At 43.2% G+C, this 26862-nt stretch carries 22 protein-coding genes and 1 other RNA gene; 11 read left to right on the top strand and 12 right to left on the bottom strand.

The window, feature by feature from the left end; genetic code table 11:
- Window positions 1-13 precede the first annotated feature (13 nt).
- The 3 genes from H9W84_RS04860 to sohB all read right to left on the bottom strand — a co-directional run bounded on the left by H9W84_RS04860 (window position 14) and on the right by sohB (window position 4033).
- Window positions 14-2107, bottom strand: coding sequence for an AAA family ATPase (locus H9W84_RS04860; RefSeq protein WP_239742037.1), 2094 nt, complete (start codon window positions 2105-2107; stop codon window positions 14-16).
- A 134-nt stretch (window positions 2108-2241) separates the two neighbouring features.
- Complete coding sequence (locus H9W84_RS04855) at window positions 2242-2919, bottom strand: DUF1543 domain-containing protein (protein WP_239742035.1); 678 nt, start codon at window positions 2917-2919, stop codon at window positions 2242-2244.
- 121 nt (window positions 2920-3040) lie between these two features.
- A complete protein-coding gene (sohB, locus tag H9W84_RS04850) occupies window positions 3041-4033 on the bottom strand; it encodes a protease SohB (RefSeq protein ID WP_239742033.1) in 993 nt (330 codons plus the stop codon).
- Window positions 4034-4283: 250 nt separating this feature from the next.
- Here sohB and aspS point away from each other — a divergent pair, with 250 nt between their 5' ends.
- The 5 genes from aspS (at window position 4284) to H9W84_RS04825 (ending at window position 9636) form a co-directional block, all read left to right on the top strand.
- On the top strand, window positions 4284-6104 hold the full coding sequence (aspS, locus tag H9W84_RS04845; RefSeq protein ID WP_239742031.1) for an aspartate--tRNA ligase: 1821 nt from the start codon (window positions 4284-4286) through the stop codon (window positions 6102-6104).
- A 22-nt stretch (window positions 6105-6126) separates the two neighbouring features.
- Window positions 6127-7071, top strand: a complete 945-nt coding sequence (locus tag H9W84_RS04840; protein ID WP_239742028.1) for a lysophospholipid acyltransferase family protein — start codon at window positions 6127-6129, stop codon at window positions 7069-7071.
- 18 nt (window positions 7072-7089) lie between these two features.
- Window positions 7090-7872, top strand: coding sequence for a glycosyltransferase (locus H9W84_RS04835; RefSeq protein WP_239742026.1), 783 nt, complete (start codon window positions 7090-7092; stop codon window positions 7870-7872).
- A 109-nt stretch (window positions 7873-7981) separates the two neighbouring features.
- Window positions 7982-8791, top strand: a complete 810-nt coding sequence (locus tag H9W84_RS04830; RefSeq protein WP_239742024.1) for a hypothetical protein — start codon at window positions 7982-7984, stop codon at window positions 8789-8791.
- Window positions 8782-9636, top strand: a complete 855-nt coding sequence (locus H9W84_RS04825; RefSeq protein WP_239742022.1) for a hypothetical protein — start codon at window positions 8782-8784, stop codon at window positions 9634-9636. Before H9W84_RS04830 ends, H9W84_RS04825 begins: the two co-directional genes overlap by 10 nt.
- Here H9W84_RS04825 and H9W84_RS04820 read toward each other — a convergent pair.
- The 7 genes from H9W84_RS04820 to glnE all read right to left on the bottom strand — a co-directional run bounded on the left by H9W84_RS04820 (window position 9614) and on the right by glnE (window position 18270).
- Window positions 9614-10711 carry a glycosyltransferase gene (locus H9W84_RS04820; protein WP_239742021.1) on the bottom strand — a complete coding sequence of 366 codons (1098 nt, stop codon included), beginning with the start codon at window positions 10709-10711 and terminating at the stop codon, window positions 9614-9616. The genes H9W84_RS04825 and H9W84_RS04820 overlap by 23 nt on opposite strands.
- 16 nt (window positions 10712-10727) lie before the next feature.
- A complete protein-coding gene (locus H9W84_RS04815) occupies window positions 10728-11483 on the bottom strand; it encodes a glycosyltransferase family 25 protein (protein ID WP_096488768.1) in 756 nt (251 codons plus the stop codon).
- An 18-nt stretch (window positions 11484-11501) separates the two neighbouring features.
- The gene (locus tag H9W84_RS04810; protein WP_239742018.1) at window positions 11502-12599 is read right to left on the bottom strand and encodes a glycosyltransferase; all 1098 of its coding nucleotides are present in this window, start codon (window positions 12597-12599) and stop codon (window positions 11502-11504) included.
- 15 nt (window positions 12600-12614) lie between these two features.
- On the bottom strand, window positions 12615-13484 hold the full coding sequence (locus H9W84_RS04805; protein ID WP_239742016.1) for a glycosyltransferase: 870 nt from the start codon (window positions 13482-13484) through the stop codon (window positions 12615-12617).
- Window positions 13485-13494: 10 nt separating this feature from the next.
- A complete protein-coding gene (locus tag H9W84_RS04800) occupies window positions 13495-14322 on the bottom strand; it encodes a glycosyl transferase (protein ID WP_239742014.1) in 828 nt (275 codons plus the stop codon).
- Between the two features lie 94 nt (window positions 14323-14416).
- The gene (locus tag H9W84_RS04795) at window positions 14417-15361 is read right to left on the bottom strand and encodes a branched-chain amino acid transaminase (protein ID WP_239742013.1); all 945 of its coding nucleotides are present in this window, start codon (window positions 15359-15361) and stop codon (window positions 14417-14419) included.
- Between the two features lie 86 nt (window positions 15362-15447).
- Entirely contained in the window at window positions 15448-18270 is a 2823-nt protein-coding gene (gene glnE, locus H9W84_RS04790) for a bifunctional [glutamate--ammonia ligase]-adenylyl-L-tyrosine phosphorylase/[glutamate--ammonia-ligase] adenylyltransferase (RefSeq protein ID WP_239742011.1), read from the bottom strand.
- A 596-nt stretch (window positions 18271-18866) separates the two neighbouring features.
- On the opposite strand from glnE, the gene phbB reads away from it, so the two are divergent.
- Entirely contained in the window at window positions 18867-19640 is a 774-nt protein-coding gene (phbB, locus tag H9W84_RS04785) for an acetoacetyl-CoA reductase (RefSeq protein WP_239742009.1), read from the top strand.
- A 132-nt stretch (window positions 19641-19772) separates the two neighbouring features.
- Here phbB and rpiA read toward each other — a convergent pair whose 3' ends face one another.
- A complete protein-coding gene (gene rpiA, locus H9W84_RS04780) occupies window positions 19773-20462 on the bottom strand; it encodes a ribose-5-phosphate isomerase RpiA (protein WP_239742007.1) in 690 nt (229 codons plus the stop codon).
- A 224-nt stretch (window positions 20463-20686) separates the two neighbouring features.
- Between rpiA and ilvA the strand changes: the two genes are divergently transcribed.
- From ilvA to H9W84_RS04765, 3 genes are all read left to right on the top strand, one after another.
- Entirely contained in the window at window positions 20687-22237 is a 1551-nt protein-coding gene (ilvA, locus tag H9W84_RS04775; protein ID WP_239742005.1) for a threonine ammonia-lyase, biosynthetic, read from the top strand.
- A 212-nt stretch (window positions 22238-22449) separates the two neighbouring features.
- Complete coding sequence (locus tag H9W84_RS04770; RefSeq protein ID WP_239742003.1) at window positions 22450-23793, top strand: ABC1 kinase family protein; 1344 nt, start codon at window positions 22450-22452, stop codon at window positions 23791-23793.
- A gap of 145 nt (window positions 23794-23938) precedes the next feature.
- Window positions 23939-24688, top strand: coding sequence for a YebC/PmpR family DNA-binding transcriptional regulator (locus H9W84_RS04765; protein WP_060994896.1), 750 nt, complete (start codon window positions 23939-23941; stop codon window positions 24686-24688).
- 47 nt (window positions 24689-24735) lie between these two features.
- Here the strand turns inward: H9W84_RS04765 and H9W84_RS04760 are convergent, their stop codons facing one another.
- Complete coding sequence (locus H9W84_RS04760) at window positions 24736-25515, bottom strand: hypothetical protein (RefSeq protein WP_239742001.1); 780 nt, start codon at window positions 25513-25515, stop codon at window positions 24736-24738.
- Window positions 25516-25780: 265 nt separating this feature from the next.
- On the opposite strand from H9W84_RS04760, the gene ssrA reads away from it, so the two are divergent.
- Both ssrA and H9W84_RS04750 read left to right on the top strand, forming a co-directional pair.
- Window positions 25781-26141: a transfer-messenger RNA gene (gene ssrA / locus H9W84_RS04755) on the top strand.
- Between the two features lie 340 nt (window positions 26142-26481).
- Window positions 26482-26820, top strand: coding sequence for a septal ring lytic transglycosylase RlpA family protein (locus H9W84_RS04750; RefSeq protein ID WP_065263503.1), 339 nt, complete (start codon window positions 26482-26484; stop codon window positions 26818-26820).
- Window positions 26821-26862 lie beyond the last annotated feature (42 nt).

The raw sequence follows: 26862 nt of genomic DNA, 5'->3' as shown, positions 1-26862 counted from the left end.
ACTAAACAAGCGCTCAATTGCCATGCGGTTTTAAAAACAACAAGGCAAGTTTCACATCATTATAAGAATAGGCGTTTCTTAATTCTTCGACAATCGCGCGAATTTTGATTTTGCCATCGTTATCTTTATCGCGTTTGTCATCACGTTTGGCTATTTTTTGATACGCCTTATCAATCGGCTGTAGCCATTCGTCCTCAGGGCGTAGATGCGCTATGTTGGCGCGGGGAAAATGCTCAGCAATTTTCTCGATATGCCCCATCACGGTTGATTGGGCTAGATTACGGGCTTGCGCAATTTCTGCGATGGTCAAACTTTCATCCAGCAGGGCTTTGGTTTCAAGCACCGTGGGGGTGATAACGCCTGCCGCATCATCCGCCAAAGATTGCAGCTGCTGTACAGCATGGCGACGTTTTTCAATCAGTTTTTGCTGTTGTTTGGCGCGATTTTCATACGCAGCGATTTTTTCTTTATCCAGCGTACCCCGGCATTGAATGATAAATTCACGATGAAGGTCATTGAGCTGTTTTTTACTGCGCTTCAAAAATTCACATTCTTGTTCTGCACTGATCGCCTGAAATCGCTGATCGGCGCCGCGCGCTAAGGGATCAAGCTGTAAGCTTAATTCATTGACGCCCAGTAATTGTAGTCCAGATAGCTGCTTTAACCGTGATAAAGCCACATAGCCCTGCCCTTTTTCAAAGGTTTTCGACAAATCCACTTCTGCTGCATCTAGCGTCATGCCTTGGCTTTTGTGAATGGTAATCGCCCACGCCAGCGTCAAGGGGATGTGATAATAGGCAGCCAGTATTTCGCCCTCTTCATCATCAATACGCCATGAATCATATTCGGCGATGACTTTGCGGCCGTCATTGAGCTCAACCAAGGGGTACAGTAACTCCGATAATTTATCATCAGCTGTGTCTATCGCGGCGGTATCATCCTCATCCCTATCCTCATCAGTGGGGTGAGTTTGTTGTGATTGACCGCCATTGGCTTCATCCAGCAAGTCTGCCATATCGGCTTGTTGTTCTTGTTCGATGGCATCGAGCAAGGCACTTGCATCTGCTGCCAGCGCTTGTTCATCGAGCGGCTCAGATGGGTGATTGTCTGATGGGCTGTTTTTTGATGGACTATCGTCTGTTTGTTTATTTGGTTGTTTATTTAGGGTGGTGGCAACAAAATCAACTACCTTGCCCATGGTACCATTTGACACATTGAGTTCGGCGTTGTTTTTGATAAACATCACTTTTGCGCCAAGTTTGAGCACGAGTTCTGGGGTGTTGCGCACGGATTTTTTTAGCGTCTCGACCAGCTTTTCATCACCTTCTCCCCAAGCGCGAAAAGTATGCGCCGCTGTGGTAAGTTTGCCAAGTTCCTGCTCATTAATGGCTTGCACGTTGACATTATGGGTAAACAGTCGGGTACGGTTGTCGGCTAGCACATGCTCAGCCGTCGCAGTCAAAGCAGGCATGATATGGGGGGTAAACTGCTGGCTACGAATCTGATTTAAAATCGCATTTAAATCCAAACCATAATACGTGTTACCTGCCACCGCTGTTTTGTCAGCTTTTTGCCGGTGCTGCTCAGATAAATAGCAAATTTGAAAATCTGCATCCAACCAAGCTTGCGCCATAAAGGCAAATTTATCGCGGTTGCTCTCATGGGGCTCACCAATCGGCGGCAACTGAAAAAAATCTCCGGCGACCAATAGCTGTATCCCACCAAATGGCAATGTGTTTTCTTTGATGGCTTGTAGCACTTGGTTAATCAGCTCAAATTGCTGTCGATGCAGCATTGAGATTTCATCAATCACCAATACTTTGGTGCGTTCAATGCGCTCCACAACCACCGTGCGTTTTTTGATGCGGGCGATGTCTTTGGCGGTTAACTCATTACTGATACCGATGCCTGCCCAGCTGTGAATGGTCATGCCGTTCATGTGGGTAGCAGCAATACCTGTGCTTGCCGTCACCGCCACCGCCACATCCCTTGCGCGCAGATAATGCAAATACTGATTGATGGTATAGGTCTTGCCCGCCCCTGCTGAGCCTGTTAAAAATACATTTTTACCAGTTTTAAGGATATCAAGGGCGGTGGCTTGTTTCATTGGTTATAAAGAGCTTTTGTAGATAAAAAGAAGGGGTTAAAAAAAGCGAGTTAAAAATGAGCCTACTATAAAGGCAAAGCTTATGAAAGGCAATGATTGACAGCACCAAAATACGCCATCAAACGCTTCACCGGTTAGTCAATCATGGTTTTGATTTGCTTGAGACTTAAATAACCAATATGTAGCGCATCGTCAGGTAACTGATTTTTTTCAGGCTCGGTTAATGGCTGAATGGTTAACGCCACGTCATTTGGCAGTAAATCAGCCACACAGTGAATATCATCCAAGTCGAGTTGATACTTATCATCTACATGACTGGTTGCCACGCCGCTTTTGGCGGTATCGACATTATCAAATGTATAGTCTTGATAAAATGCCGTTTTTTTAACTTGCGCTGTTGCTTTACCTAGCGTCTCAGCTACCACAAGTGTTTTATAATGGAATTCTTCAAATTGACCCGGTAGATAACCGCCTAAATTGACAAAATAAAGTTGTTTGCCTTTACTATCTAATTTGTTATCTACCCTTTCATCTGCCAATATGTTATCTGCAAGCGCGCTATCTTTTGATAATCCATCTTTTGACAATCCATCTTTTGAAAAGCTATCTGTCGACAACAAAATTTGATAATCACCCACCCGCTTCACTTCTCGCCATGCGTCTAAGTGCCAATTGTTTTTGACTGCCGGCCAGTGCTGATTGACAGTCTTAATTGTTTCACTTAGGCTATTTGCAATCACAAACATCACATCATGTTGTTCAATGAGTCGTCCTGGGGGACGCGCCCCGATTTTTAACATAAATAGTTTCATAGTTATACGCCCAAATGTGTCGCCATTAAAAAGTTAAAAACCTGCCAAGCCTCATAGGTTTTCGTCACGGGTTTTTGTCACAGGTTTTATCACCACAGGTTTTTATTATTTTATCTTACGGTTATTTTTTAACCATCGGCATTTTAGCGCTTTCTAACTTTACCAAGGCATCTGGTAGTTTATCAATCGCGGTCGCTACCACCGCTTGTGCCGCTTGCGAGATGCCTAGCTTTTGCGCGATGGTCGGTTTTTGGCGAGATTGAATGGCATACAATTCGCTATTTGTCATTTTTTCTAAGATATAACTGTCCGATGTTTGCAGGGCATCGACCAAATTGCGCGTTATCGCATCTTCACCGTACCAATGCTCACCGGTTGCCACTTGTTCAACATCCAAACTTGGACGGTATTTATGCACAAAGTCTTTAAATAGTTTGTGCGTTTCTTCCAGCTCTTGTTGGAATTTTTGTTTGTCTTCTTCGGTGTTTTCACCAAAAACGGTTACTGTGCGTTTGTATTTACCTGCGGTAAATACTTCGACATCGATGTCATGTTTTTCTAATAAATCATGAAAATTGGGCACTTGTGCCACCACACCAATCGAGCCCACCACCGCAAACGGCGCCGCCAAAATTTTATCAGCCACACACGCCATCATATAGCCACCACTGGCGGCAACTTTATCAATACAGACCGTTAAATTTAGTCCTGCTTCTTTTATACGTGCCAACTGGGCAGCAGCGAGACCATACGCGTGTACCATGCCACCTGAGGATTCAAGGCGCACAATGACTTCATCTTCAGCTTGCGCAACCGTCAGTAGCGTACTGATTTCTTCACGCAGTTGCTGTACTTCAGTGGCTTTTATATCGCCATGAAAATCAAGCACAAAACAATTTTTGTTGACGGGTTTATTTTTGAACAGACCAAATTTTGAGGGGGTTTTTTTGGGATTGTCTTTTTTCGTCAAGTCTGTAAATGCGCGGGTGATGAGTGATGTTAACCCTTTATCATTCACCATTTGCAATTGTAATTGTTGTTTGCGCTGGGCTTTGACTTTATTTAAATGGGTGACTTTCATTTCAAGCGGATGTTTGGCATTTTGAAATAGCATAATAACTCTCTAATTAAGGGCTCTAATTAAGGAAAAAATTCACACAATGGGTTTTATATAGCGTTTATTTTGCTGTTTTCAATCGCTTATCCACACAATATTCGCGAAATGTCTGTGACAGGTATGGCTAGTAGATATGCATGATAAACCGTGTTTCATATTGTGAAATTTGAGTAAACAAGGCATAATATTCGTTTATAAAAATTTTTGCTACTTCTTACATTACGAAAAATATTGGGATTGCTTCATTATGATGCGTACACACTATTGCGGGCTTGTCACCGAAAACTTAAACGATCAAACCATCACTATTTGCGGTTGGGTGCATCGTCGCCGTGACCACGGTGGGGTCATTTTCTTGGATATGCGTGACCGTGAAGGCCTACTGCAAGTGGTCATCGACCCAGATACTCCAGAAGCATTCGCTACAGCAGATAGCGCGCGTTCTGAATATGTGCTCAAAATCACCGGCCTTGTGCGTCAGCGTTATGCCGGTACTGAAAACAAAAACATGACCAGCGGTCAAGTGGAGTTATTGGCCAAAGACATCGAAACAATCGCCACTTCTGAGACGCCGCCATTTCCCCTCAATGATGAGTTCACCAACGTTTCTGAAGAGCTGCGCCTAAAATATCGCTTTTTAGACATGCGCCGTCCAGAGATGCAAGAGCGTATGAAGTTTCGTGCCAAAGCCACTTCGACCATTCGCCGTTACCTAGATGACCAAGGTTTCTTGGATGTAGAAACCCCCATCTTGACCCGTGCCACCCCAGAAGGCGCGCGTGATTATTTGGTCCCTAGCCGCGTGTCAAACGGTGAATTTTATGCCCTACCACAGTCGCCTCAGCTATTTAAACAGCTATTGATGGTGGCAGGTTTTGACCGTTATTATCAAATTGCTAAGTGTTTTCGTGATGAAGACTTACGTGCTGACCGCCAGCCAGAATTTACCCAAATCGATATCGAAACCTCATTCTTAAGTGATGAAGATATCATGAACATTGCCGAAGGACTAACAAAAGACTTGTTCAAAACCATGATGAACATTGAATTTGATACCTTCCCGCGTATGACATACGCTGAAGCCATGCGTGATTATGCGTCTGACAAACCAGACTTGCGTATTCCTATGAAGTTAATTGACGTGGCTGATATCATGCAGTCTGTGGAATTTAAAGTATTTTCAGGCCCTGCTCAAGATCCAAAAGGTCGTGTGGTGGCGCTTCGGGTACCACAGGGTAGCGACCTCACCCGTAAACAAATTGACGAATATACTAAATTTGTCGGCATCTATGGCGCAAAAGGTCTGGCTTATATCAAAGTCAACGATGTGAGCAACATCAACAACGGTGTCGATAAAGAATCAGGCCTGCAATCACCGATTATCAAAAACATGACCGATGAAGTATTAGTCGAGCTGATTAAACGTACTGAGGCGCAAACCGGTGATATCATCTTCTTTGGCGCGGATAAAGCCAAAGTCGTCAATGATGCCATGGGTGCGCTGCGTGTCAAATTGGGTCTAGACCTAAATATGCTGACCTGTGAGTGGGCGCCGCTTTGGGTGGTGGATTTCCCGATGTTTGAAGAAACCGACAGTGGTGATGGGCTGGGGGGTAAATGGACGTCGGTGCATCACCCCTTCACCAAGCCAAAAGGCACGGTTGAAGCGATGAAAAACAACCCAGAAACCGCACTGTCTATCGCTTATGACATGGTATTAAACGGTACTGAAATCGGTGGTGGTTCACTGCGTATTAATACTTTGGATATGCAAAAAGCGGTATTTGAAGCCTTGGGTATTTCTGAAGCCGAAGCCGAAGAAAAATTCTCATTCTTACTTAACGCGCTAAAATACGGTGCGCCACCGCACGGTGGTTTGGCATTCGGTCTTGACCGTTTAATTATGCTAATGACAGGCTCACAATCGATTCGAGACGTCATTGCCTTCCCAAAAACCAAAACGGCTGAATGTCCGCTGACTGAAGCCCCTGCGCCTGTGGATGGCAAACAACTGCGTGAATTGGGTATCCGTATACGCGAAAAAGACAGTAAAGCGCCACAATCTTAATCAAGGTCACACCTTTAATTAGATGAATGCCTTTACTCTCCTCAAATATGTGCCAATGTGGATGCTATATCTATTGGCACATATCGCAAGCTTTATCATTTCACTTCGTTGTGACAAAAGTATCATGAAAACGGTAGATACTAACTTACGACTTGTCTATCCTGAACTCACCGAAACCCAGCGTGACCAGCTTGCCAGAGCCTGTATTGCCAATCAAAGCAAAAATATGGTGGAATCGGCTAAAAGCTGGGCGATGCCACCTGCATGGTCGGTCAAACAAATCCATACCGTGCATCATCAACAAGTTTTGATGCAAGGCTTACAAAATCCCAATGGCATGCTTGCAATTGTACCGCATTTGGGAACATGGGAAATCATGAATGCGTGGCTCAACCAGTTTGGTGCACCCACCATCATGTATAAACCCGTGAAAGGTGAACAAGCCAATCAGTTTGTGCTACAAGGGCGTCAGCGCCTAAACGCAACTTTGGTACCAACTGATGCGACTGGGGTCAAAGCGATTTTTAAAACCCTAAAAGCAGGCGGTTTTAGTATCATATTACCTGACCATGTCCCTGACCCATCTGGCGGTGAAGTGGTGCCGTTTTTTGGTATTCCGACCTTGACCAGTACTCTTGCTAGCAAATTAGCCAGTAAAACCAAATGTAGCTTGGTAGGTTTGACCTGTGTACGCCGTGATGATGGACAAGGCTTTGATATTTATTGTGATGAGTTAACTGACCCCGCCTTGTATGACAAAAACATGGTGACAGCGACAACTGCGATGAACCACGCCATCGAGCGAATGATTGACCGTTTCCCCAGTCAATATATGTGGGGCTATAAGCGCTTTAAACGTGTGCCAGGATTTCCGGTTATTTATAATGCCAAGCCATCCATCGCAGTAGCGGTTCGCCAGCGTTATCCAAAACTTAGCAATCATGATATTATCAATTCACTTACTTAATATGATAATCATTTACTTATGACTTTACCAAATTATACTTCAGCGCCTGCTTTGCCCGATGAAAACCGTTACATTATTTGTATGAAATGGGGTACCAAATATGGTGCTGAGTACGTTAATCGCCTGTACAATATGGTTAACAGACATTTAACGTTGCCCTTTCAAATGGTATGTTTGACCGATGATAGCACAGGGATAGATGCCAACGTCAAATGCTACCCAATTCCTGAGCTCAATTTACCCAGTAATATTCCTGAACGTGGCTGGAAAAAACTGACCACCTTTAGCCCTGAATTATATGATTTAAAAGGCACGGCGTTATTTTTGGACATTGATATTGTGATTGTCGATAATATTGATTGCTTTTTTACTTATCAAGCGCAGCACGATGACAGTGTGGTGATAATCCGTGATTGGAAAAAACCGTGGCGCATGGTGGGTAATTCATCGGTGTATCGTTTCAAGGTTGGACAAAACACCTACCCAAATTTATTGTCTAACTTTGAGCAAAATTTTGACACGATTCGTAGCCAAGTGCGCCATGAGCAAGCTTACCTATCAAATTATTTGCGTGAACATCATCACCTTGAATATTGGGATGCCTCTTGGTGCGTGAGTTTTAAATACCAATGTGTGCAGCCATTTCCCTTAAGTTTTGTCAAACCGCCGATTTTGCCTAAAGGGGCAAAAATGGTGATTTTTCATGGTGAAGTAAATCCACCCGATGCCATCATTGGCAGAAGCGGTAAGTGGTATCGTAAGGTATTACCAACTGACTGGATTAGGGATTATTGGCGATAACTCAATCCTCGATAGTAAAGCCTTAATATAGTTAATGGATAGTTAAGCATTGGATAATTAAACTTAGAAGAAATTTCACATAAGCTTGCGGTTTTAGGAATAATAAAAAATGGCAAACTGGTATCGTAAGTTTATTTTATTATTTAAAAGTGAAAAACGCCTTGGGGCGAATCAAATTATTGACCACTATGCCGGGCAAAATATTGAGGCGATGAAAAGCCGTGTGATTGATAGTGATTCTTGTTCTATCATTGACACGATTATTCAAGCTCACCCTCATTTATTAGATGATACCCAAGTGGATGAACCGATAAACCCGCTTGTGGACTATGAGCCACGACGTATTCGCAATTTATACACGCATTTAACCACGTTGCAACACGAGTTTATAGGACAATCTGAACTTAGTTTTTATCATGCGATACTGATTGTACTATTACGCCGTCGGTTTCAACCTGAAAAAACTTTTCAAACCTTTACCCATCTTTGGCAAACGCAGACTGATTATTTAATGGATAATTTAAGTTTACGGTGGATTGCCTCTGCCTGCGATACCTTTATTGATTTTGATCCAAAACCGACTAGAAAGGCAATGTTACTCAATATTATTACTTTGATTAATACGGTAAAAGTCTACGAAACCCAGCAATATCTGTGTCGTTCATCTGCCAGTCTAGATGAGGAAAAATGCGCTATTTTGTACGCGCATCATAAACCGCTGTATGCTGGTTTGACCTATTTTAGGCTAGGTAAGGACGATACACTAAAACATATGCGTGAGCGGTATCAGCGTTTTTACGCTGAAGACCCTTTTTCTACCACACTCTTACTCAAAGCGTTTGCTAGATTGCATGACCAACCTAGCGCATTCACCACATTAAAACAACTACATAAGGATGAAAAATCAGCATGGTGGTAGCCAATCATTCTTTGATATTTACCCGATCTACTCAGACAATCGCCCTACGTATTGTCAATCCTGCATTTGTGCTACCAAAAGTCTCTGATACGACAGTACATATTTTGGCGTCAGGACCGAGCATCCAAACCAATGCCATTGACCTGCTTGGTGGTAAGTCGGTTATATTTGTAAATGGCAGTATTAGCCTGACCGAACACTATAAATTTGATAAGATTGTGGCGTATGTCATCACCGACCCACGCTTTATTAAACATAACTGTAGTATTCCGCTGCAGTATTATCAGGGGGGTTATCCGCTGTATATCAGTGCGTTAGTAGCAGAACAACTATGGCAAGATGCGCCCGATTTTTTAGTTCAATATGCCGACCATATCTATATCATCTATCCAGTTGATAGACCGATTGATGATAGTTTGATTGCCCTTCAGCAAACTAGCCTTTTAGGCAAAATAGCTGTCACACTCAATAAACGTACCCGACTAAAACACCTAAAACATAGCCCTTATCATAGCATCAATAAAAAAATTGGGGTGTCTTGGGATATTCGTTACGGCTTTGTTGAAGGGGGAACGGTAGCGTTGGTGGCGTTACAGCTTGCTTATTCTCTAGGATTTCAAATGATACATCTGTATGGCATTGATTTAATCAATAGCCAGCAGCCAAGGTTCTATGAAAGCCAAGACAATGCTGCCCCGACTAAACTTGATAAGGCTATCACCCACCGTATCGTCCCATCGTTTGATTGGGTAGCCCACAACTATCAGCAAAAAGGCGTGCAAATTTATAACCACTCGCCTATCTCTAAGGATCTGTTTAGATTTATTCCGTATCTTGCAGATTAGAGGTCACGAATCGCTCAATGTATTGGTTAGCGATATTTTTGGGTAAAAATTGCTCATCAAACGGCACGGCGAACGCCGATGGATTTGCCATTGCTTGTTCTAATAATTGGGCTAAGGCGTCAATATCATCAACAGGGACAAGATTTTGTCTTGGTAACAACTCACTAGGACCATACGGACAGTCGGTGCTTATCACAGGCGTATCCACGGCTAATGCTTCGGCAATCACTCGCCCAAAGCCCTCAAATCGAGAACTTAACACTAAGCATTTAGCGTGTTTGATATACGGATAGGGGTTGGATTTAAAGCCAGTAAATACCACCTTGTCGCTAATGCCTAAATCAACTGCAAGCTGTTTGGTTTCTGCCATCAGTTTGCCTTGACCCACCAAATACAGCGGATAGCGTTGCGAGGTTTTGGCATAGGCTTTTAGCAGAATATCATGGGCTTTTTGGTACTTGAAGCTGCCCACATGCACAATAAACTCCGCAATCTCTAGCGGGTATGCCTCTGCCATTGCCTCAATAAGTTTGTTATCAATCGGGTTATAAATCGTAGTAATATTCGTCAGCCCTAATGTTGCCTTAAAATCCACCGCCACCCCTTCACTAATCGCCACACAAGGCTGCGCATGATAGGTCGTCTTTAGCTGCGCTATATCGATAGGCTTATTGCGAGCTTGGGCTAATTTCAGTTCTTGAGAAAGGGTATTACGAATCACATGAATCACATTGGGTAATTGGCTATAGCTTAACACCTTGTCCGCCCGTTCCAAATTTGCAATCGTCAAACATGGCTGACCAATATGCGTTAAAATATAGTTATCTAAATGTTTGGCAAATTGTTGGTAACGCACCCTATCACTGGGGATTAATTTAAACCACTTAAAGTTGACAATATGAAAATCAATGTGTGGGCTAAGCTCATATTCTGTGGTGGCTTTAAATCGGATGACATGGACTTTATAGCCTAGTTGATAAAAGCCTTCCGCGAGCGTCAATACTGACTTTTCTGCCCCGCCCCCCTGCAAGCAGTTGATAACCAACACAATGATATTTGAGGGGTTGCAGCTCACAAGTGGCTCCTTAGGTTTATTCAAAGGTAAGGTTGGTCATATAGAGCGGGCGTGTCGCACGCAGGACTTCACGTTTGATTTTTTGTAGCCCTGTTAAAGGTCGTTTAATTTCTCGGCTTCTGGTTGCCTGCAGGCTGCTTGCCAAAGCAACTTGAGGTAATAGATGATGCTCCTGAATCACAATAGCAGGTACAAGCTGATATACAGGCAGGGCTTTGGGGTATTTTCCCACATCAAATAGCATCACATCGACTGCCTCAAGCTGCGGTAGGTTTCTAATATATTGTAATAGATACTGACAAGCGCGATGGGATAGCAGATAACCTGCCCCGCCTAAATGGCGAGACTTTAATTCATAAATCGTCCGTTTACTCTGAGGTAAGACTATCGGATGAGCCAAATGCACCCTTGGGCTTACCTTTTCTAATTTTAAAATATCGATAGCTTGGCTTTGCAAAACATCAATTTGACGAATCAACTGCTCGAACTGCTGACCTAAAAAAATATCATCCTCATAAATACCGATATAATCAAGATTTTCATCCACACAGTGTTGCCACAGGCTAGCATGACTTAAAAAACAGGCAATTTCGGTGTCACTAGATACCGACTTTGTGATATCAATCGCCAGTCGCTGAGCGACTTGGGTATTTTTATCCGGGGTGACCGCCGAAAAAAAAGTAAAAGGTATGTGCTGCTTAGCAAACTCTTGTTGGATATGGCTTTGCCGCTTGCTATGATGAGCGAGACTAATCACATAATTTTTTAGCATCACTTTTCTCGCTTGGATTTATTCAAAGCCAACCCCCATAAATGCCAAATACTGACGGGCAACATTTTGCGGCAAAAAAGCTTCGTTAAATGGCACGTTAAACTGGTTAGGATGGCTCATTAATTGGTTGATTTTTTCAGTTAAAGCAGGGATATCTGCCACTGCCACCAAATTCTGCGGCGGCAAAATTTCACTAGGTCCTGAGGGACAATCGGTGCTAATCGCAGGCACGCCCAATGCCAATGATTCTGCCAATACCAATGCAAAGCCCTCAAAATGCGAGGATAACACAAACCCTGTGGCGTGCTTTAGCAATGGGTGAGGATTCTTTTGAAACCCAGTTAAAATCACTTTATCTTGCAAGTTTAACGCGATAATGTTTTGTTCAATTTGCGCTTGCAGACTACCCTTACCCACCAATACCAAGGGCAATGTCTGTGCCGAATTGGCATAAGCTTGCAATAAAATTTCATGCCCTTTTTGCGCTTTAAAACTGCCCACATGGATAAGATAACCCTGTCGGGTGATGGCGGGTAAATCTGGGCTAGCTGCCTCAGCTAACACACGGATGTTATCACGGTCGATGGGGTTATAAATCGTGGTGGTTTTGGTCGGTTCGCCAAATTGATGGGCAAAATCTTGCTCTACCCCGCCGCTCACACAAATAGCAGGGTATTTGGTATAAATTCGTTGAAAGTAAGAAAGCTGCTTGGGCGGCAAGGTAGCAAGTTTTAATTTTTCACTCAGTTGATTATGGATGACATACGCCACCTTTTTTTGCTTTGAATAATAAAACACCTCATGTTCACGGTACAAGTTCACGAATATTGCCACAGGCTGACCAATATGTTTACTGATATAGCCATCAACCGCCCGTGCAAAAAAGAAATGCCGAATTTTACCTTTCGGCAAGCGTCGATAATTGCGAAAAGGGATAAGATGATAGATTAAATTTTCGCTTAATGTATGTTCGACAATCGGGTCAAATCGGACAATATGCACCTCATAGCCCATCTGGTAAAAGGCTTCCCCCAAGGTCAAAACAAATTTTTCTGCCCCACCGCCTTGCAGTGAATTAATCACTAATACGATTTTTTGTGACTGAACCAATGCCATTTAATACTCTATTGACTATTTGAACCAACGACTAAATAAAGAAGGTTTTTTCGCAGGACGAGTAACCGCATTACCTCTGTAACCTTTTTTATAAGTTCTTTTTGGAAACTCACCAAACGGCGTAGTGCGATAGTTTTCAATACTATAGCCCGCTTGTATCGCCTCTTGATAATAGGTATCGAAAAGCTCAACCAAATCTTGACGAGGGTGCGGCAAAATCTGCCCATCAAACCAATGCGTTTTGCCCTCGGCTTGTAAGCGCGGTAAGGAATATTTATGGCTAAACTGCGTTCCCATGTCCGAATAATGCAAAATCCGAATATCCTCAATCGCTAACTCTTCGCCATCCACACAATTAAAGCTGTCTTGGTAGAGCTGTATTAGTTGCGGATTGGCTTTAAATTTTGCCATCATTTTGCTATGGCTCTCAGGATCGGCCTGTAGCTGGGCGACAGGCTCAAGATAATCTTTGGCTTTTTGGCAATCCCATACGCAGGTGCACAGTCGCATCAAATCGCCATCGCCTTTAGCCGCAAGAATCGCCTCATCGGATATCGGGTGCTGCCACAATTTAGCGATATCGTCCAACACTACCATATCGGCATCCATATAAATCGCCCGTCCGCTAAAGCCACAATATTCGGGGATTGCCCAACGAAATCCCGAAAACGGGGTCGCCCATTTTTCGGTATGCCAGCCCTCGCCTGTTTGCGGATTAGAGTACCATACACTGCTTGGGTCACGGCTTAACTGCATCCAGATAATCTCGACAGGCTCGCTGGTATGTTTGTGCAAGCTATAATCTAGCACCATCATCTGCTCAAGGTCGCTGTTATTAGGGTCACAGCCGATAAAGATTTTGATAGGTTGGTCTAAGTTCGCCATAGTTTATCCTCTATTCTCGCCAATGCGTTGCCACCCAATCAGTCGGCAAAATAAAATGGCGTAAATGCGAAATCGGTTTTTTGATTTTTTCAGCAGTGAATAACTGCCCTAAATGTTCTTTAGCGTTATCGGCAGAATTTTTGTTGTATTGCCCTGCAATCGCATTTTGCGGATACAAATCCCCCGGGAAAATAATAATTCGTGCATCATGAGGCAGTTTTGGTGGGATAAAATAATTTAGCGGAAATGGCTGACGGCATTTACGGCGAAAATGCACTACCCACTCCTTTGGAAAAAGCTTAACCCCACCAGGGGCATTGCGAGTGACAAAACGCTGCTCAAAGCGATATTTATCCGCCACGCCTTGTGGATCGGCACGGAATTTTTCTAGCAAACTAACCAAACTACCGACTTTAAAGCGAAAACACGAGGTTTGACCTAGCTTCTCTAAGGGGTTACTTGGGTTATAAGATAAAACCGTCTGATTGTCATCGCCAAAACTAAAAAAGTCGTCAAGGCTACCCACTACGACCACGTCAAGATCTAAAAACAATACCGTTCCTGTGACATTGCCAAGCTGTGCATTCCAAAGCCGTGACTTAGGCCATTTACCAAGGGTATTGGTAGGCATCACAATATCGCTGGGCGGCAAATCCTGACATTCTACTTCAGGACGAATGCCATCGGTATTGTCGGTAAAGCAGACAAAGCGAAACGGCGGGGTGATATTACGGCTTACCATCCCATAGAGTTTATTAACGTAATCTGCGCCATATTTGGTGCCCCATTTGATACAAATAATTTGCTTAAGCGGGGTGGTTGCACTCGATGTTGTCATATCACTTCCAAAGTACCGATAATTTTTCAAAAAATAAGGATAGTCATTTTAACATAACTATCCTTTTATTTTCACTTATCTACAATTTTACCGATTACTCATCCACGTAGCTGAGCCAATGCGCGTATTTATCATTTTTGCCTTGCACCACGTCAAAAAATAGACTTTGCAGTTTTTCGGTGATTTCACCACGCGCGCCGCAGCCAATGACGTGGTCATCATATTCACGAATTGGGGTAATCTCGGCAGCAGTACCTGTCATAAAGATTTCATCCGCGATATAAAATTCATCACGGGTGATTCTACGCTCATGGACTTTGATGCCCAAGTCCTGTGCAAACTGTATCACCGTACGACGGGTAATGCCGTCCAATGCACCCCCTGACAAATCTGGGGTATGAAGCTCACCATCTTTGACCAAAAATAAGTTTTCCCCTGAGCCTTGACAAACATAGCCTTGGGTATCCATCAATACCGCCTCATCATAGCCATGACGGGTGACTTCTTGGTTTGACATGATAGAAACAGGGTAATTGCTGACGGCTTTGGCTTTACACATGGTGACGTTTGGATGGTGATGGGTAAAACTTGAGGTTTTTACACGGATACCTTTTGCCATACCTTCTTCCCCCAGATAAGCACCCCAAACCCAAGCGGCAACGATGGTGTGAATACTATTATCTTTGGCAGCGATACCCAATTTTTCAGAACCGACCCAAATCAATGGGCGAAGGTACGCCGATTCAAGGTTATTTTCACGTACCACGGCTTTTTGTGCTTGTAATATTTCTTCATACGAATAGGGTACAGCAAGTTGGAAAATTTTAGCGGAATTTAGCAGACGCTGGGTATGGTCTTCTAGACGAAAAATCGCCGTGCGTCCATCATGGGTTTTGTAGGCTCGAACCCCCTCAAATACGCCCATCCCATAGTGCAGTGTGTGGGTTAATACGTGGATTTTGGCATCACGCCAGTCTACCATGTTGCCATCCATCCAGATAAAACCATCACGGTCTGCCATGCTGGGAATTGTTGCCATTGATTACTCCTAGTGTTTTGTTTGAGATAAAAAATTTTTTGTTTGAAATAAAAAGTTTTTGTTTGAAATAAAAATTGATGTTACATCTATTCTGGTCGTTGCCCGATTAAGCGATGCCATTGCGCATCAACAAAATTACGCAGCTCATGCCACTGGGCTTCATCTACCAGTATCGGCTGCTCTGCCAAAGCCAACTGATGCGTCATACTGCGGATGCGAAGATAAGCGTGCGTTAGCTGTTGGCATATTTCGGTTTCGATAATACCTGTTTTGGCAAGCGCTTCAAAGATACGCACATTGTCACTCCAAACGGCCAACGCAGGATAACTATTAGCATACGCCAAGACAGCAAACTGGGCAATAAATTCAATATCAACCAATCCGCCTGCATCTTGTTTCAGATGAAATAACCCTTGCTGCTTGGTATGTGGTTTGCTGCCCAAATGGTCTTGCATCTTATGCCGCATGGTGGACACTTCGATACGGACACTATCTTTATCGCGCGGCAGACACAATACTTCTTTACGAATTTGGTCAAATCGCGTCATCACGCGGTTATCGCCACAAATGGCACGAGCGCGAACCAACGCTTGGTGTTCCCACGCCCAAGCTTTGTGCATTTGGTAAAGTTCAAACGCATGGGTAGATACCACCATCATACCCGCTTGACCCGAAGGACGCAGGCGCATGTCAATCTCATAGACGCGGCCATCGCGCGTTTGGGTGGTCAAATAATTCATCAGTTTTTGGGCAAGGCGTGCGGCAAACTTCATACCGCTGATGGGTTTTTCACCGAGTGTCATCGCTTCTTCATCAATGTCATGAATAAACACAAGATCAAGATCTGAGCTATAACTCATCTCAAGCCCGCCAAGCTTACCATAACCGATAATCGCAAAGCCATTATACGCTTCCCTCACAGGCTCGCCTTGGGCATTGACAGGATAGCCATGTTTTTTTACCAATTCACCAAATACCCGTTGCAACGCTTTTTCAAGCACCACTTCAGCGATAAAGGTGAGTGAATCAGAGACTTTCATCAACGGTCTATCGGCCAACACATCACTCGCCGCCACTGCCAAGACTTGGGTTTTTTTGAAAAAACGAAAGGCGTTGAGTAGCCCTTCCTCATCATTAGGCTCTACCCGTAACAACTGCTGACGCAAGATGTCACTGAGTTCTGCCTTATCAGGTAAATGACGGTATTTTTCACGGATAAATGAATCTAGCAAAACAGGATAACTGACCAATTCGCTCGCAATCCAAGGGCTTGCTGCTAGCATAGGAATCAATTTGGCGGCTGCCGTTGGGTTTTCGACAAACATGACCAAATAAATTGACCGACGACTTACCGCCTCTAGCAATGTCAACATTCTAGGTAACGCCACATTGATTGCATCTTCGCTTAAATCAGAATGTAACAACCCATTGATTAAAATCGGATAGGCGGCATTTAGGCGAGTCTTGGCTTCTTCACTGAGTCCTGTGATGAGCTTACTTTGCCAAAACTGGCTTAATTTATCTTTATTCTCAGCACTTAATTTTTGCTCAAGCTCAGATAAATTGTGCTGATGATCCACTTGTAGCTGTTCATCAGACTGCTGACGATCACTGACCAGCTCATCAAAAGGTATTTTTACCATTTGGCGGTATTCATTGAGTTTGGCTAACAATGCCGCCCAATCGGCAAACCCCAATACTTGGGCAAGCTGATGTCGCTGCATGGCGTCTTGGGGTAGTCGCTGGGTTTGTTCATCATTGATGGCTTGGATACCATGCTCTAATCTGCGTAAAAAACGATAGGATTGTGCCAATTGCTCATGGGTCACAGCATCGATAAAGCCATGTTTTTCCAGTTGGCTCATCGCTTGTAGGCAGTTTTTTACTTTGATATCACTGACACGCCCGCCATAAATCAACTGAAATGACTGCACAATAAACTCAATATCACGGATACCACCTGCCCCAAGCTTGACATTGTCCGTATCTTGACGTTGTTCGACTTGGTTTTGAATCAGCGATTTCATCTCACGCAGTGCGGCAAAGGCACTATAATCAACATAATAACGAAATACAAACGGCTTGATAAGGGCTTTTAAGCTATCGCTAAAGGTGACAGGGTTGACGATTCTGGCTTTTAGCCAAGCAAATCGCTCCCACGCCCGTCCATGTTGGGCAAAATATTTTTCCAGTGCCGATAAATGAATTGCCAAATCACTGCCATCGCCCCAAGGACGCAGGCGCATATCAATGCGAAATACAAAACCATCTTGGGTATTTTTATCAAGCAGATTGATGATGCCTTGACCCCATTTGGTAAAAAATTTCTTGTTGTCGATGGATTTAGCAGCTTTTGACCCTGGTGGTTTTAACGGGTCAACCACCGTCTCACCTTGCCCCTGATGGACAAAAATCAAATCGATATCGCTTGATAAGTTAAGCTCTTCTGCCCCCATTTTACCCATGGCGATGATGGCTAAATCATCTTTATGTGGTTTATTTTTTTCATCAAAAAAATACGGCTCGCCATAGCGACTAATTAAATCTTGATACACATAGTCTTTGGCAAAGATGAGACAATAATCGGCAAATTTTGATAGCTCCCATGTCAGCTGCTCTAGGCTAATCAGATTTAATGCATCTTGCCAAATCCAGCGCACCATCAACAAATTGCGTAGATGACGCAGCCCCCGCATCACGCTTGCTTCATCCGCCAATTGGTAATCTTCATCCAGCGTATAATCGCGTATTAAATCTTTGATATGTTGGACATCAAGCGTTTGGGTAAGCGGATAGCTTTTTAAAAAGCTTTGTGCAACGTTTGTTTTAGTCTGCCAATACTGATAGCCAAAATTACTAGCTTGCTGTAATACAGCGATTTGTTCTATCGTCGGTAAGAGTTGCGGCATTCTAATTTCCGTGTGGCAAATAAATAAACAGACTAAATAAACAGACCCACCTCATCGTGGTATATATAAGTACTAAGCATTCACGCTTGCGTGTTCATACAATCAATCTTGTACAATCAATCTTGTCCAATCAAGTTTGTACAATTAAGCCAAGTTTGTACAATTAAGCAAGAAATTTAGCAATTAGGCTTGATTAAGTGCAGTTGATACAGGGTATTTTGCTCAACCTTACATTGCTTAAAGTTATCCTTATAGCCTAGCACAAACCGCTATTGTTGCAAATTTTTTTAGCACATAAACCTATAAATACTCGTTTGCGCGTAGCAAAATGTTTGTAATAAAAATAAAAACGTAAAAAATATTGGTAGTTATCAAATCTTCATATATGATGAAAAAAAACAAGGAAGTAAAAGTCAATAAATTTATGTGAATATTCGGTTTATATTTTTTTTTGACCCTGATATCAATCGTGTGTGACTGATTTTTTAGTCGCATATTCAATTGTAAAAAAACCAACGCATTTATCTTATAAACTATCCTAATCATTGAATTTTTTATTACAACTAACAATCACAACAAACAAGGAGCGTACTGTGATGACAACGGACAACTCAACTGCAAACAAAAAAATTGCCCTCGTAACAGGTGCGCTAGGTGGAATTGGCACCGCTATTTGTCATGCGCTAATCCAAGCTGGCTATCACATCATTGCAACCTACACCCACAAAGCGGATAGCACGGTCAACCGCGGCGAAGCTTGGTTAAAAGAAGAAGGCATGAATGGCAGCGATTTCACCTTTGTTGAGACCAATCTCACCGACCATGAAGCAGCCACCAAAGCTATTGTTGATGCAATTGAAAAAGCAGGTCACATTGATGTGTTGGTAAATAACGCAGGCATCACCCGTGATACGACTTTCAAAAAAATGACTTATGAGCAATGGTCAGAGGTGATTGATACCAACTTAAAATCACTATTCACGGTCACCCAACCCGTATTTAACAAAATGCTTGAGCAAAAATCTGGGCGTATTGTGAGTATCAGCTCAATTAATGGCTTAAAAGGTCAGTTTGGTCAAACCAACTACTCAGCCACCAAGGCGGGTATCATCGGCTTTAGTAAAGCGTTGGCACAAGAAGGCGCTAAATCTGGGGTGACCGTTAACGTGGTTGCACCGGGTTATACGGGTACTAAAATGGTGATGGCAGTGCCTGAAAAAGTGATGGAAAGCATCAAAGCCGGCATCCCAATGGGTCGTATCGCCCAACCTGAAGAGATTGCCGCTGCCGTGATGTATTTGGTAAGCGATGGGGCTGCTTATATCACAGGTGAGACCATCAACGTAAATGGTGGTCAATACATGCACTAATGAGCTTGCCATCAAGCTTGCCATTAGCGATTATAAACTAAATTGGTTATGAACTAAAAAAGACCCGTCATCGTGACTTGGTCTTTTTTGTTGAATGACAACATTACTAACGACCGTTAACTTAATGCTAACTTACTTGGCTATTAATTTTTTTACGCCATCTGCCGTTGCCATAAGCAAGATATCAGCGTGCTGTGCGGTAAATAACCCATTACACACCACCCCAACGATATTGTTTAACTTTGCTTCAAACGCTGCTACCTTCTCACTGTCCAAGCCGATATCTAAGCCATAAACATCCAAAATCAAATTGCCATAATCGGTGACAAATCCTTCACGGTAGACTGGCTCACCGCCAAGCTGTACTAACTCGCGCGCCACATACGAGCGCGCTTGTGGCAATACTTCAATCGGTAGTGGAAAGCCAACGCCTAATTGCTGCACCCATTTGCTTTCATCCACCATGCAAATAAACTGCTTAGATGCGGCGGCAACAATTTTTTCACGGGTTAAAGCGCCGCCACCGCCTTTGACTAGCTGTAAGTGCTCGTTTACTTCATCGGCACCATCAATATATAAGTCTAACTCACCCGTGAAGTTTAAATCCATCACCTCAATACCGAGGGCTTTGAGCTTATCTTCGGTGACCTTTGAGCTTGCCACAGCGCCCTTTAGGTTAACTTTTGGCAATAATTCAATGAGGCAGTTGACGGTACTGCCCGTCCCCACGCCCAAAATCATGCCTGATTCGATATATTTTAACGCGTCTGCTGCCACGGCTTGTTTTTGTTGTTGTTGCGTGCTTGCATTCATCGTACTCATAGACCCAGCCTTGTTAGGAATTTATCAAAAAAACAGATAGAAAACTTAATGCTATCAATTACCCAACTTATTTTACCGTAAAAGCACTTGCAAGCTAAACCCTAAAGTCCTAATCTAATCACTTATTTTTTACTTCTCTAACGATTTGCTGTGTTTTGGTTATAAAAGCACATAGAGGGTAAAAATAAATCTTCAAACGTATTTTTCAAACTTAGGTCATTATTATGTTATCAGATTGGGTACGCCTTATCCTTCAAGCGACCGTGTATGATGCTGCTATTCAAACGCCGCTTGAACCCGCCAAAAAACTCAGTGAACGGTTTAACAACGATATTCGTTTTAAACGTGAAGATTTTCAGCCAGTGTTTTCTTTTAAGCTGCGGGGTGCCTACAATCGAATTAGCCAGTTGAGCGAAGCAGACAAAGCCAAAGGCGTGATTTGTGCCTCTGCCGGCAACCACGCGCAAGGCGTCGCCTTCTCGGCTAGCCGCTTGGGACTCAATAACATTATCGTGATGCCGACAACTACACCCGACATCAAAGTCAGTGCCGTCAAGTCCTTGGGCGGCAATGTGGTGCTATATGGCGATAGTTTTGATGAATCTAACCGCTATGCCATTGAACGCGCCCAAACCGATGGCTTGACCTTTATCCCGCCGTATGACGATGAATTGGTCATCGCAGGTCAAGGTACCATTGCCATGGAGCTGGTGCAACAATGGCGTAAAATGGAATATGTGTTTGTTGCGGTTGGTGGCGGTGGCTTAATTTCAGGTGTGGCAGCGTTTTTGGGGGAAGTCGCACCGCATGTCAAAGTCGTGGCGGTCGAGCCAGAAGAAGCAGCCTGTCTCAAAATCGCCTTAGCCACCAATGAACGCAAGCGCTTACCCCAAGTGGGGTTGTTCGTCGATGGGGTGGCAGTCGCGCAACTGGGTGAAATACCGTTTGACGTCTGCCGTATGCCAAAAAGCGATAACTCAGGTCCCGTGGTCGAACCTGATGTGGTCACTTGTAGCAATGACGAAGTGTGTGCGGCGATTAAAGACGTGTATGATGAAACCCGCACCATCGTCGAGCCTGCAGGCGCGCTTGCTGTCGCAGGTATGAAAAAATACATCGAAGATCATAACCTACAAAGCAAAAACTGTGTGGCGATTTTATGTGGTGCCAACATGAATTTTGACCGGTTACGCTATATCGCTGAACGTACCGAAATTGGTGAGAAAAAAGAAGCGATTTTTGGGGTGACCATTCCTGAGCGCACAGGCGCCTTCTTGGATTTTTGCCGCTCACTCAAAGGTCGCAACATCACCGAATTTAACTACCGTATCAACACCAACCCGAACTACGCCCATCACGCTGCCAATATTTTTGTCGGTATCGCCCTCAAAGAAGGAGAAAAAGAGCGCAAAGCAATCCACCAGCTACTCAATGAAGCCGATGATGCCGCGATTGATTTGACCGATGATGAAGTCGCCAAGACCCATATTCGCTATTTAATCGGCGGGCACGCGGGATTAAAAGACGAGCAATTATTTCGCATTGAATTCCCCGAGCGTCCTGGCGCGCTGCTCAACTTCCTTGAAAAATTGGGCTCACAGTTTAATATTTCTTTATTCCACTATCGCAATCATGGGGCGGCTGAAGGGCGTATCTTAGCAGGCATTCAAATGGGTGAGCAAACCGCCGAGCAATTACTTGCCAAACTGCAAGACATTGGCTATGAGTGCGAAAACCTCACCGATAACTTAGGGTATCGCTTATTTTTACAATAATTTTTAACGGTTTGGACAAAAAAGGTGTCATCGTGGCGCCTTTTTTTGTGCCAAGTTTTTTATGCCAAGCTATGCACAAAATTCGCTAAATTTCATCACGGTACATAGCAAAAATGGCCATTTTCTGCTAATCTCAATACTTAAAACTTGATAATTTACCTGATAGTTTCACTGATAAATTAATTAAAAAATTCTGCTATAAGACAACCACTATGTCATCAAAAAAACGTTTTTTAAAACTTGCCGGTATGACTGCCAGTATCGCAGGTAAAGCAGCTAAAAATTCTATTAAGTCTTTTGCAGGCTCTGAAGAAGATAAACTCACAGCCCGTAGCGAAATGCTGCAAACCATAGGGCTGCAAATCGCCGACACCTTAGGCGAAATGAAAGGCGCGGTAATGAAAGTGGGTCAAATTGCCTCGCAGTATAAAGATGTGTTTCCCCCTGAAGTCTCAAAAGCGTTGGAGAAATTACAAAAAGACGCGCCGCCCATGCCGTTTGCCGTCATCAAACAGCAGGTTGAAAAAGAATTGGGACAACCGATTGAGGCGTTGTTTGCCCAGTTTGAGCAATCACCCTTTGCGGCAGCCTCTATCGGTCAAGTTCATAAAGCCGTGTTGCCAACCGGTGAAGCGGTCGTGGTCAAAGTACAATATCCCGATGTTGATACCAGTATCGATAGTGACTTAAAACACGTTCGCTTGGCGCTTAAGATAACGGGCGTGCTCAATATGGATAAAACCTTGCAAGATAAAATTTTTGCAGAAATCCGTGATAGCCTATATGACGAGCTTGACTACACCAAAGAAGCCCATAATTTGGCAATTTTTGGCAGTTTTCACAGTGAGGATGATGGGCTGATTATTCCCAAAGTTTTTCATAGCCATTCGACCAAACGGATTTTAACCCTATCACAAGAACTGGGTGAAAAGCTCGAAGTGGCTGCCACTTGGGACAATGACATCAAACAAAAAATCGCCACTCGCTTATTTGATTTTAGTGCCGGTCAATTGTTCAAACTGTATCGTCTGCATTGTGACCCCCATCCAGGTAACTTTGCGTTTCGCCCCGATGGCTCAGTCATTGCCTATGACTTTGGTGGTATCAAATCTTACAGTCATGACGAAGTTGCGTTATTCAAACGCTTTGCCATTCATTGCCTGAGCGGCGATGTGACAGCGCTTGAGCAAGATTTGGTCAGCATTGGCATCAAAAAAGACAATGATGAACCACTGCCCCCAGACTTTTATAACGATTGGTTGCAGATTGGTTTGACCCCGTATGGTTTTACGCAGTTGTTTGATTTATCCAAACATGCGCCTTATGACTTTGCCACCAGCCAAACCCATTTTCAAGCAATTGCCAAAGCAAAAGAGTCCCTTAAGTACTGGCAAAGCTTTCAACCTGCCCCACTGACCATGATGCTTGATCGAACCATTTCTGGACAGTACTGGAACTTGGTCAATTTAAAGGTAAAAATTGATTTAAGTGAGTTGATACACCCCTATATTGATTTGCCGACATTGCCACGACCTGACGACTCGCCTCGCCTTTAGGTTTGATTTTAACTTTCAATAACATTTCCTGCGATGACATAGGTGCAACCCCCTATCAAAAATCGGGGTTGCTCGTTTATAATAGCGCACGCAAAATTTTGAAAATCAGATTGTTACGTTAGATAGTTAGATAAAGGATACACTCATGGCCGGACATTCCAAGTGGGCAAACATCAAACACCGTAAAGCCAAACAAGATGCGGCAAAAGGTAAAGTATTTACCAAAATCATTCGCGAGCTGGTCTCTGCTGCCAAACAAGGCGACCCAGACCCAGCAAGTAATCCACGTTTGCGTGCGGCGGTGGAAAAAGCCAACTCAGTTAATATGACCAAAGACACTGTAAAACGGGCGATTGAACGTGGTGCAGGCGGCGGTGATAATGACAATATGCAAGAAATCACTTATGAAGGCTATGGCTTGGGCGGTGTTGCGGTGATTGTCGAGACCATGACGGATAACCTCAACCGTACCGTTGGCGAAGTGCGTCATGCTTTTAGCAAAAATGGTGGCAACTTGGGTACATCAGGCTCAGTGGCTTATATGTTTAGCAAACGCGGTGAGATTACCTTTGACGATGTTTCGCTAGAAGATACTATCATGGAAGTGGCGCTTGAAGCAGGGGCAACCGATATTGAAAATAACGGTGATAGCATCACCGTGGTCACTGAGCCAGAGAACTTCGGTGACGTGATGGATGCCTTAGAAAAAGCCGGTTTAAAATCCGACAACGCAGAAGTGACCATGTCCCCTTCAACCATGGCGGATGTCACTGATGTCGAAGATGCTAAAAAAATCATGAAAATGATTGATATGCTAGAAGATTTGGACGATGTACAAGAAGTCTATACCAACGTCAACTTTACTGATGATGTCATGGAACAACTCGATGATTAAATGAAATTTTTCAGCATAAAAAAGGCTAAAGATAGATTTAGCCTTTTTTATTTAGCAACTTGTAGCAGTGTTGTGGTGGGATATAAGGTTAAAAACACTCGATTAAACTCACTACCGTGATGCAAGGCTTCATTTGTATCAAAAGTTAATACGCCCTTTTCTTGCTGTTCATTGGTATGAATCAATAACCACACTTCATCCAACGCCCTTTTTTTGCGGTACGCTTGGACTTTATGCGCTTTTTTGCTCATCACCGCATCAATATCACTTTGATTGACGTAGGAATCAATCGGTAAATCTTCGTTTTCATCTGCCATATCCGTAAAAAACGCACTGGGTAACCAACGCATGGTTTTTGCGATACCGTTTTGTAATTTACTACTGAGCGTAGGATGTGGCAAATCACTCGATGGCTCGATAAATTGCTGCGACACATTGACAATCTTTCGGTTATCAATGCTTTGCCAATCGCCCTTGACACCTAATATCTCACCGTGACAATTAAACCGCGTTGGTGTAAATTTGGTTGATACCTGTAGCAGTGACTGCCAGTACCAACGTTTTAGCATTAAATTGTCATTACCGAGTCTATCGCGTAGTCTTGGCAAAGTGGTTAATTCGATGCCAATTGCGTATTCACTTTTGTCACAATAAAAAATACAGGTAAAATCAGGCTCATTACCATCATCCGTACCTGAGATGGTCTTGGCAGGATGTAAATGCAGCATGGCTAAAAAATGTACCAAATATACCCACTCGCGCTGGCGTTTGAGCTGATTTTGTGACATCCGCATGATGCTTGGCGAATTTTTTTTATTTCCTGTCATCCATTAATTATCCGATTAGCTTATTCAATTGACTCAGTCTAACTTACCTATTTTAATTTACCCAGCCTATTATTTCTTTGACTAAAATATATCAAAAAAATTTTACTTACTTTAACCCCTCAGCTTATCAGCTCAATACGTCAAATACATGACAATAATCTGAACGGTTTTGGGGTCTGTGTGTGTTTTTAGTAATTTATCTGACTATTATGACGTTTAGCCTTGTATTTTAAGCTACTAACCTTATATAATTAACAGTTCATTTGGGGATGTTCTGGCTTCGACGCTGGTAATGAAACTCAATGATGCATGTCGAGTGAGTATGTCCACTCGTAAATAAAATATACATTTTAAACTAGTCGCAAACGACGAAACTTACGCTCTAGCAGCCTAAGGGCTGCTTGGGACGGCACAGATTGCCATTGGTCTGGTTGCTCTCCTTGAAGCGAACGCACGATGGATAGCTTAAATTGTTGTCTCGCCAATTTGAGCAAAACTTAAGAGACTCGTGGTTGGCATCCTGACTGTCGGTTCGCCTACCATTAAAGCCATAGACAGAATCTAAACATGTAGAGTCATGGGCGTAGTGCTGGCGGACGCGGGTTCAACTCCCGCCATCTCCACCATATATAAAAAAGAGAATGCAGATTACTGCATTCTCTTTTTTTTGCATTTTTTATATCTAATAAGCTACTCAAGATAGCATTTTTACATAAAATCAACAGGTTAGAAAAACTAGCCGATATAGTTACACAACTTATATGTTTAGCAAAATACATTCGATATTAAAGATTTTGTTTACAATAAAATGTTTGAAATAACATAACTTTGTAATTAGAATACACATCCCTTAAGTGATATTAAACAATATTACTTTGTTTTTAATATGTAAATCACGGGAAATGCCCCTTGATACCTTTAAGTAGTCAGATTATTGACCGCTTTAATTGATAAAAGGAACATCCGATGAAATATATCATTGCCAGTTTGTTTGTTACTACTTTAGTCACCCAGCAAGCTAATGCTGCTGTTGTTTCATGGTATGGTGGCAAGCATCATGGTCGTACCACGGCGTCTGGCGAGAAATTCAATCAACATGCACTGACTGCAGCTAGCAACGTGCACAAATTAGGTAGCCGGCTCAAAGTTACCAACAAAGCCAACGGCAAAAGTGTAGTGGTACGCGTGACTGACACAGGGGGATTTGGCAAATATGGCCGTACCCTAGATTTGTCAAAAGGTGCTTTTAGTAGAATTGCTAATCTTTCAAACGGCCTTGCTAAAGTCGATATCGTTAGATTATAGCGTTATTTTTATTAATGTATTTTGCCGTAAAAAAGGGCGCTA

The sequence above is a fragment of the Moraxella tetraodonis genome, assembly GCF_022359095.1.
Lineage (GTDB): Bacteria > Pseudomonadota > Gammaproteobacteria > Pseudomonadales > Moraxellaceae > Faucicola > Faucicola tetraodonis.
Note: the sequence above shows the minus strand (reverse complement) of the source record. Positions and strands in the feature narration are given on the sequence as shown.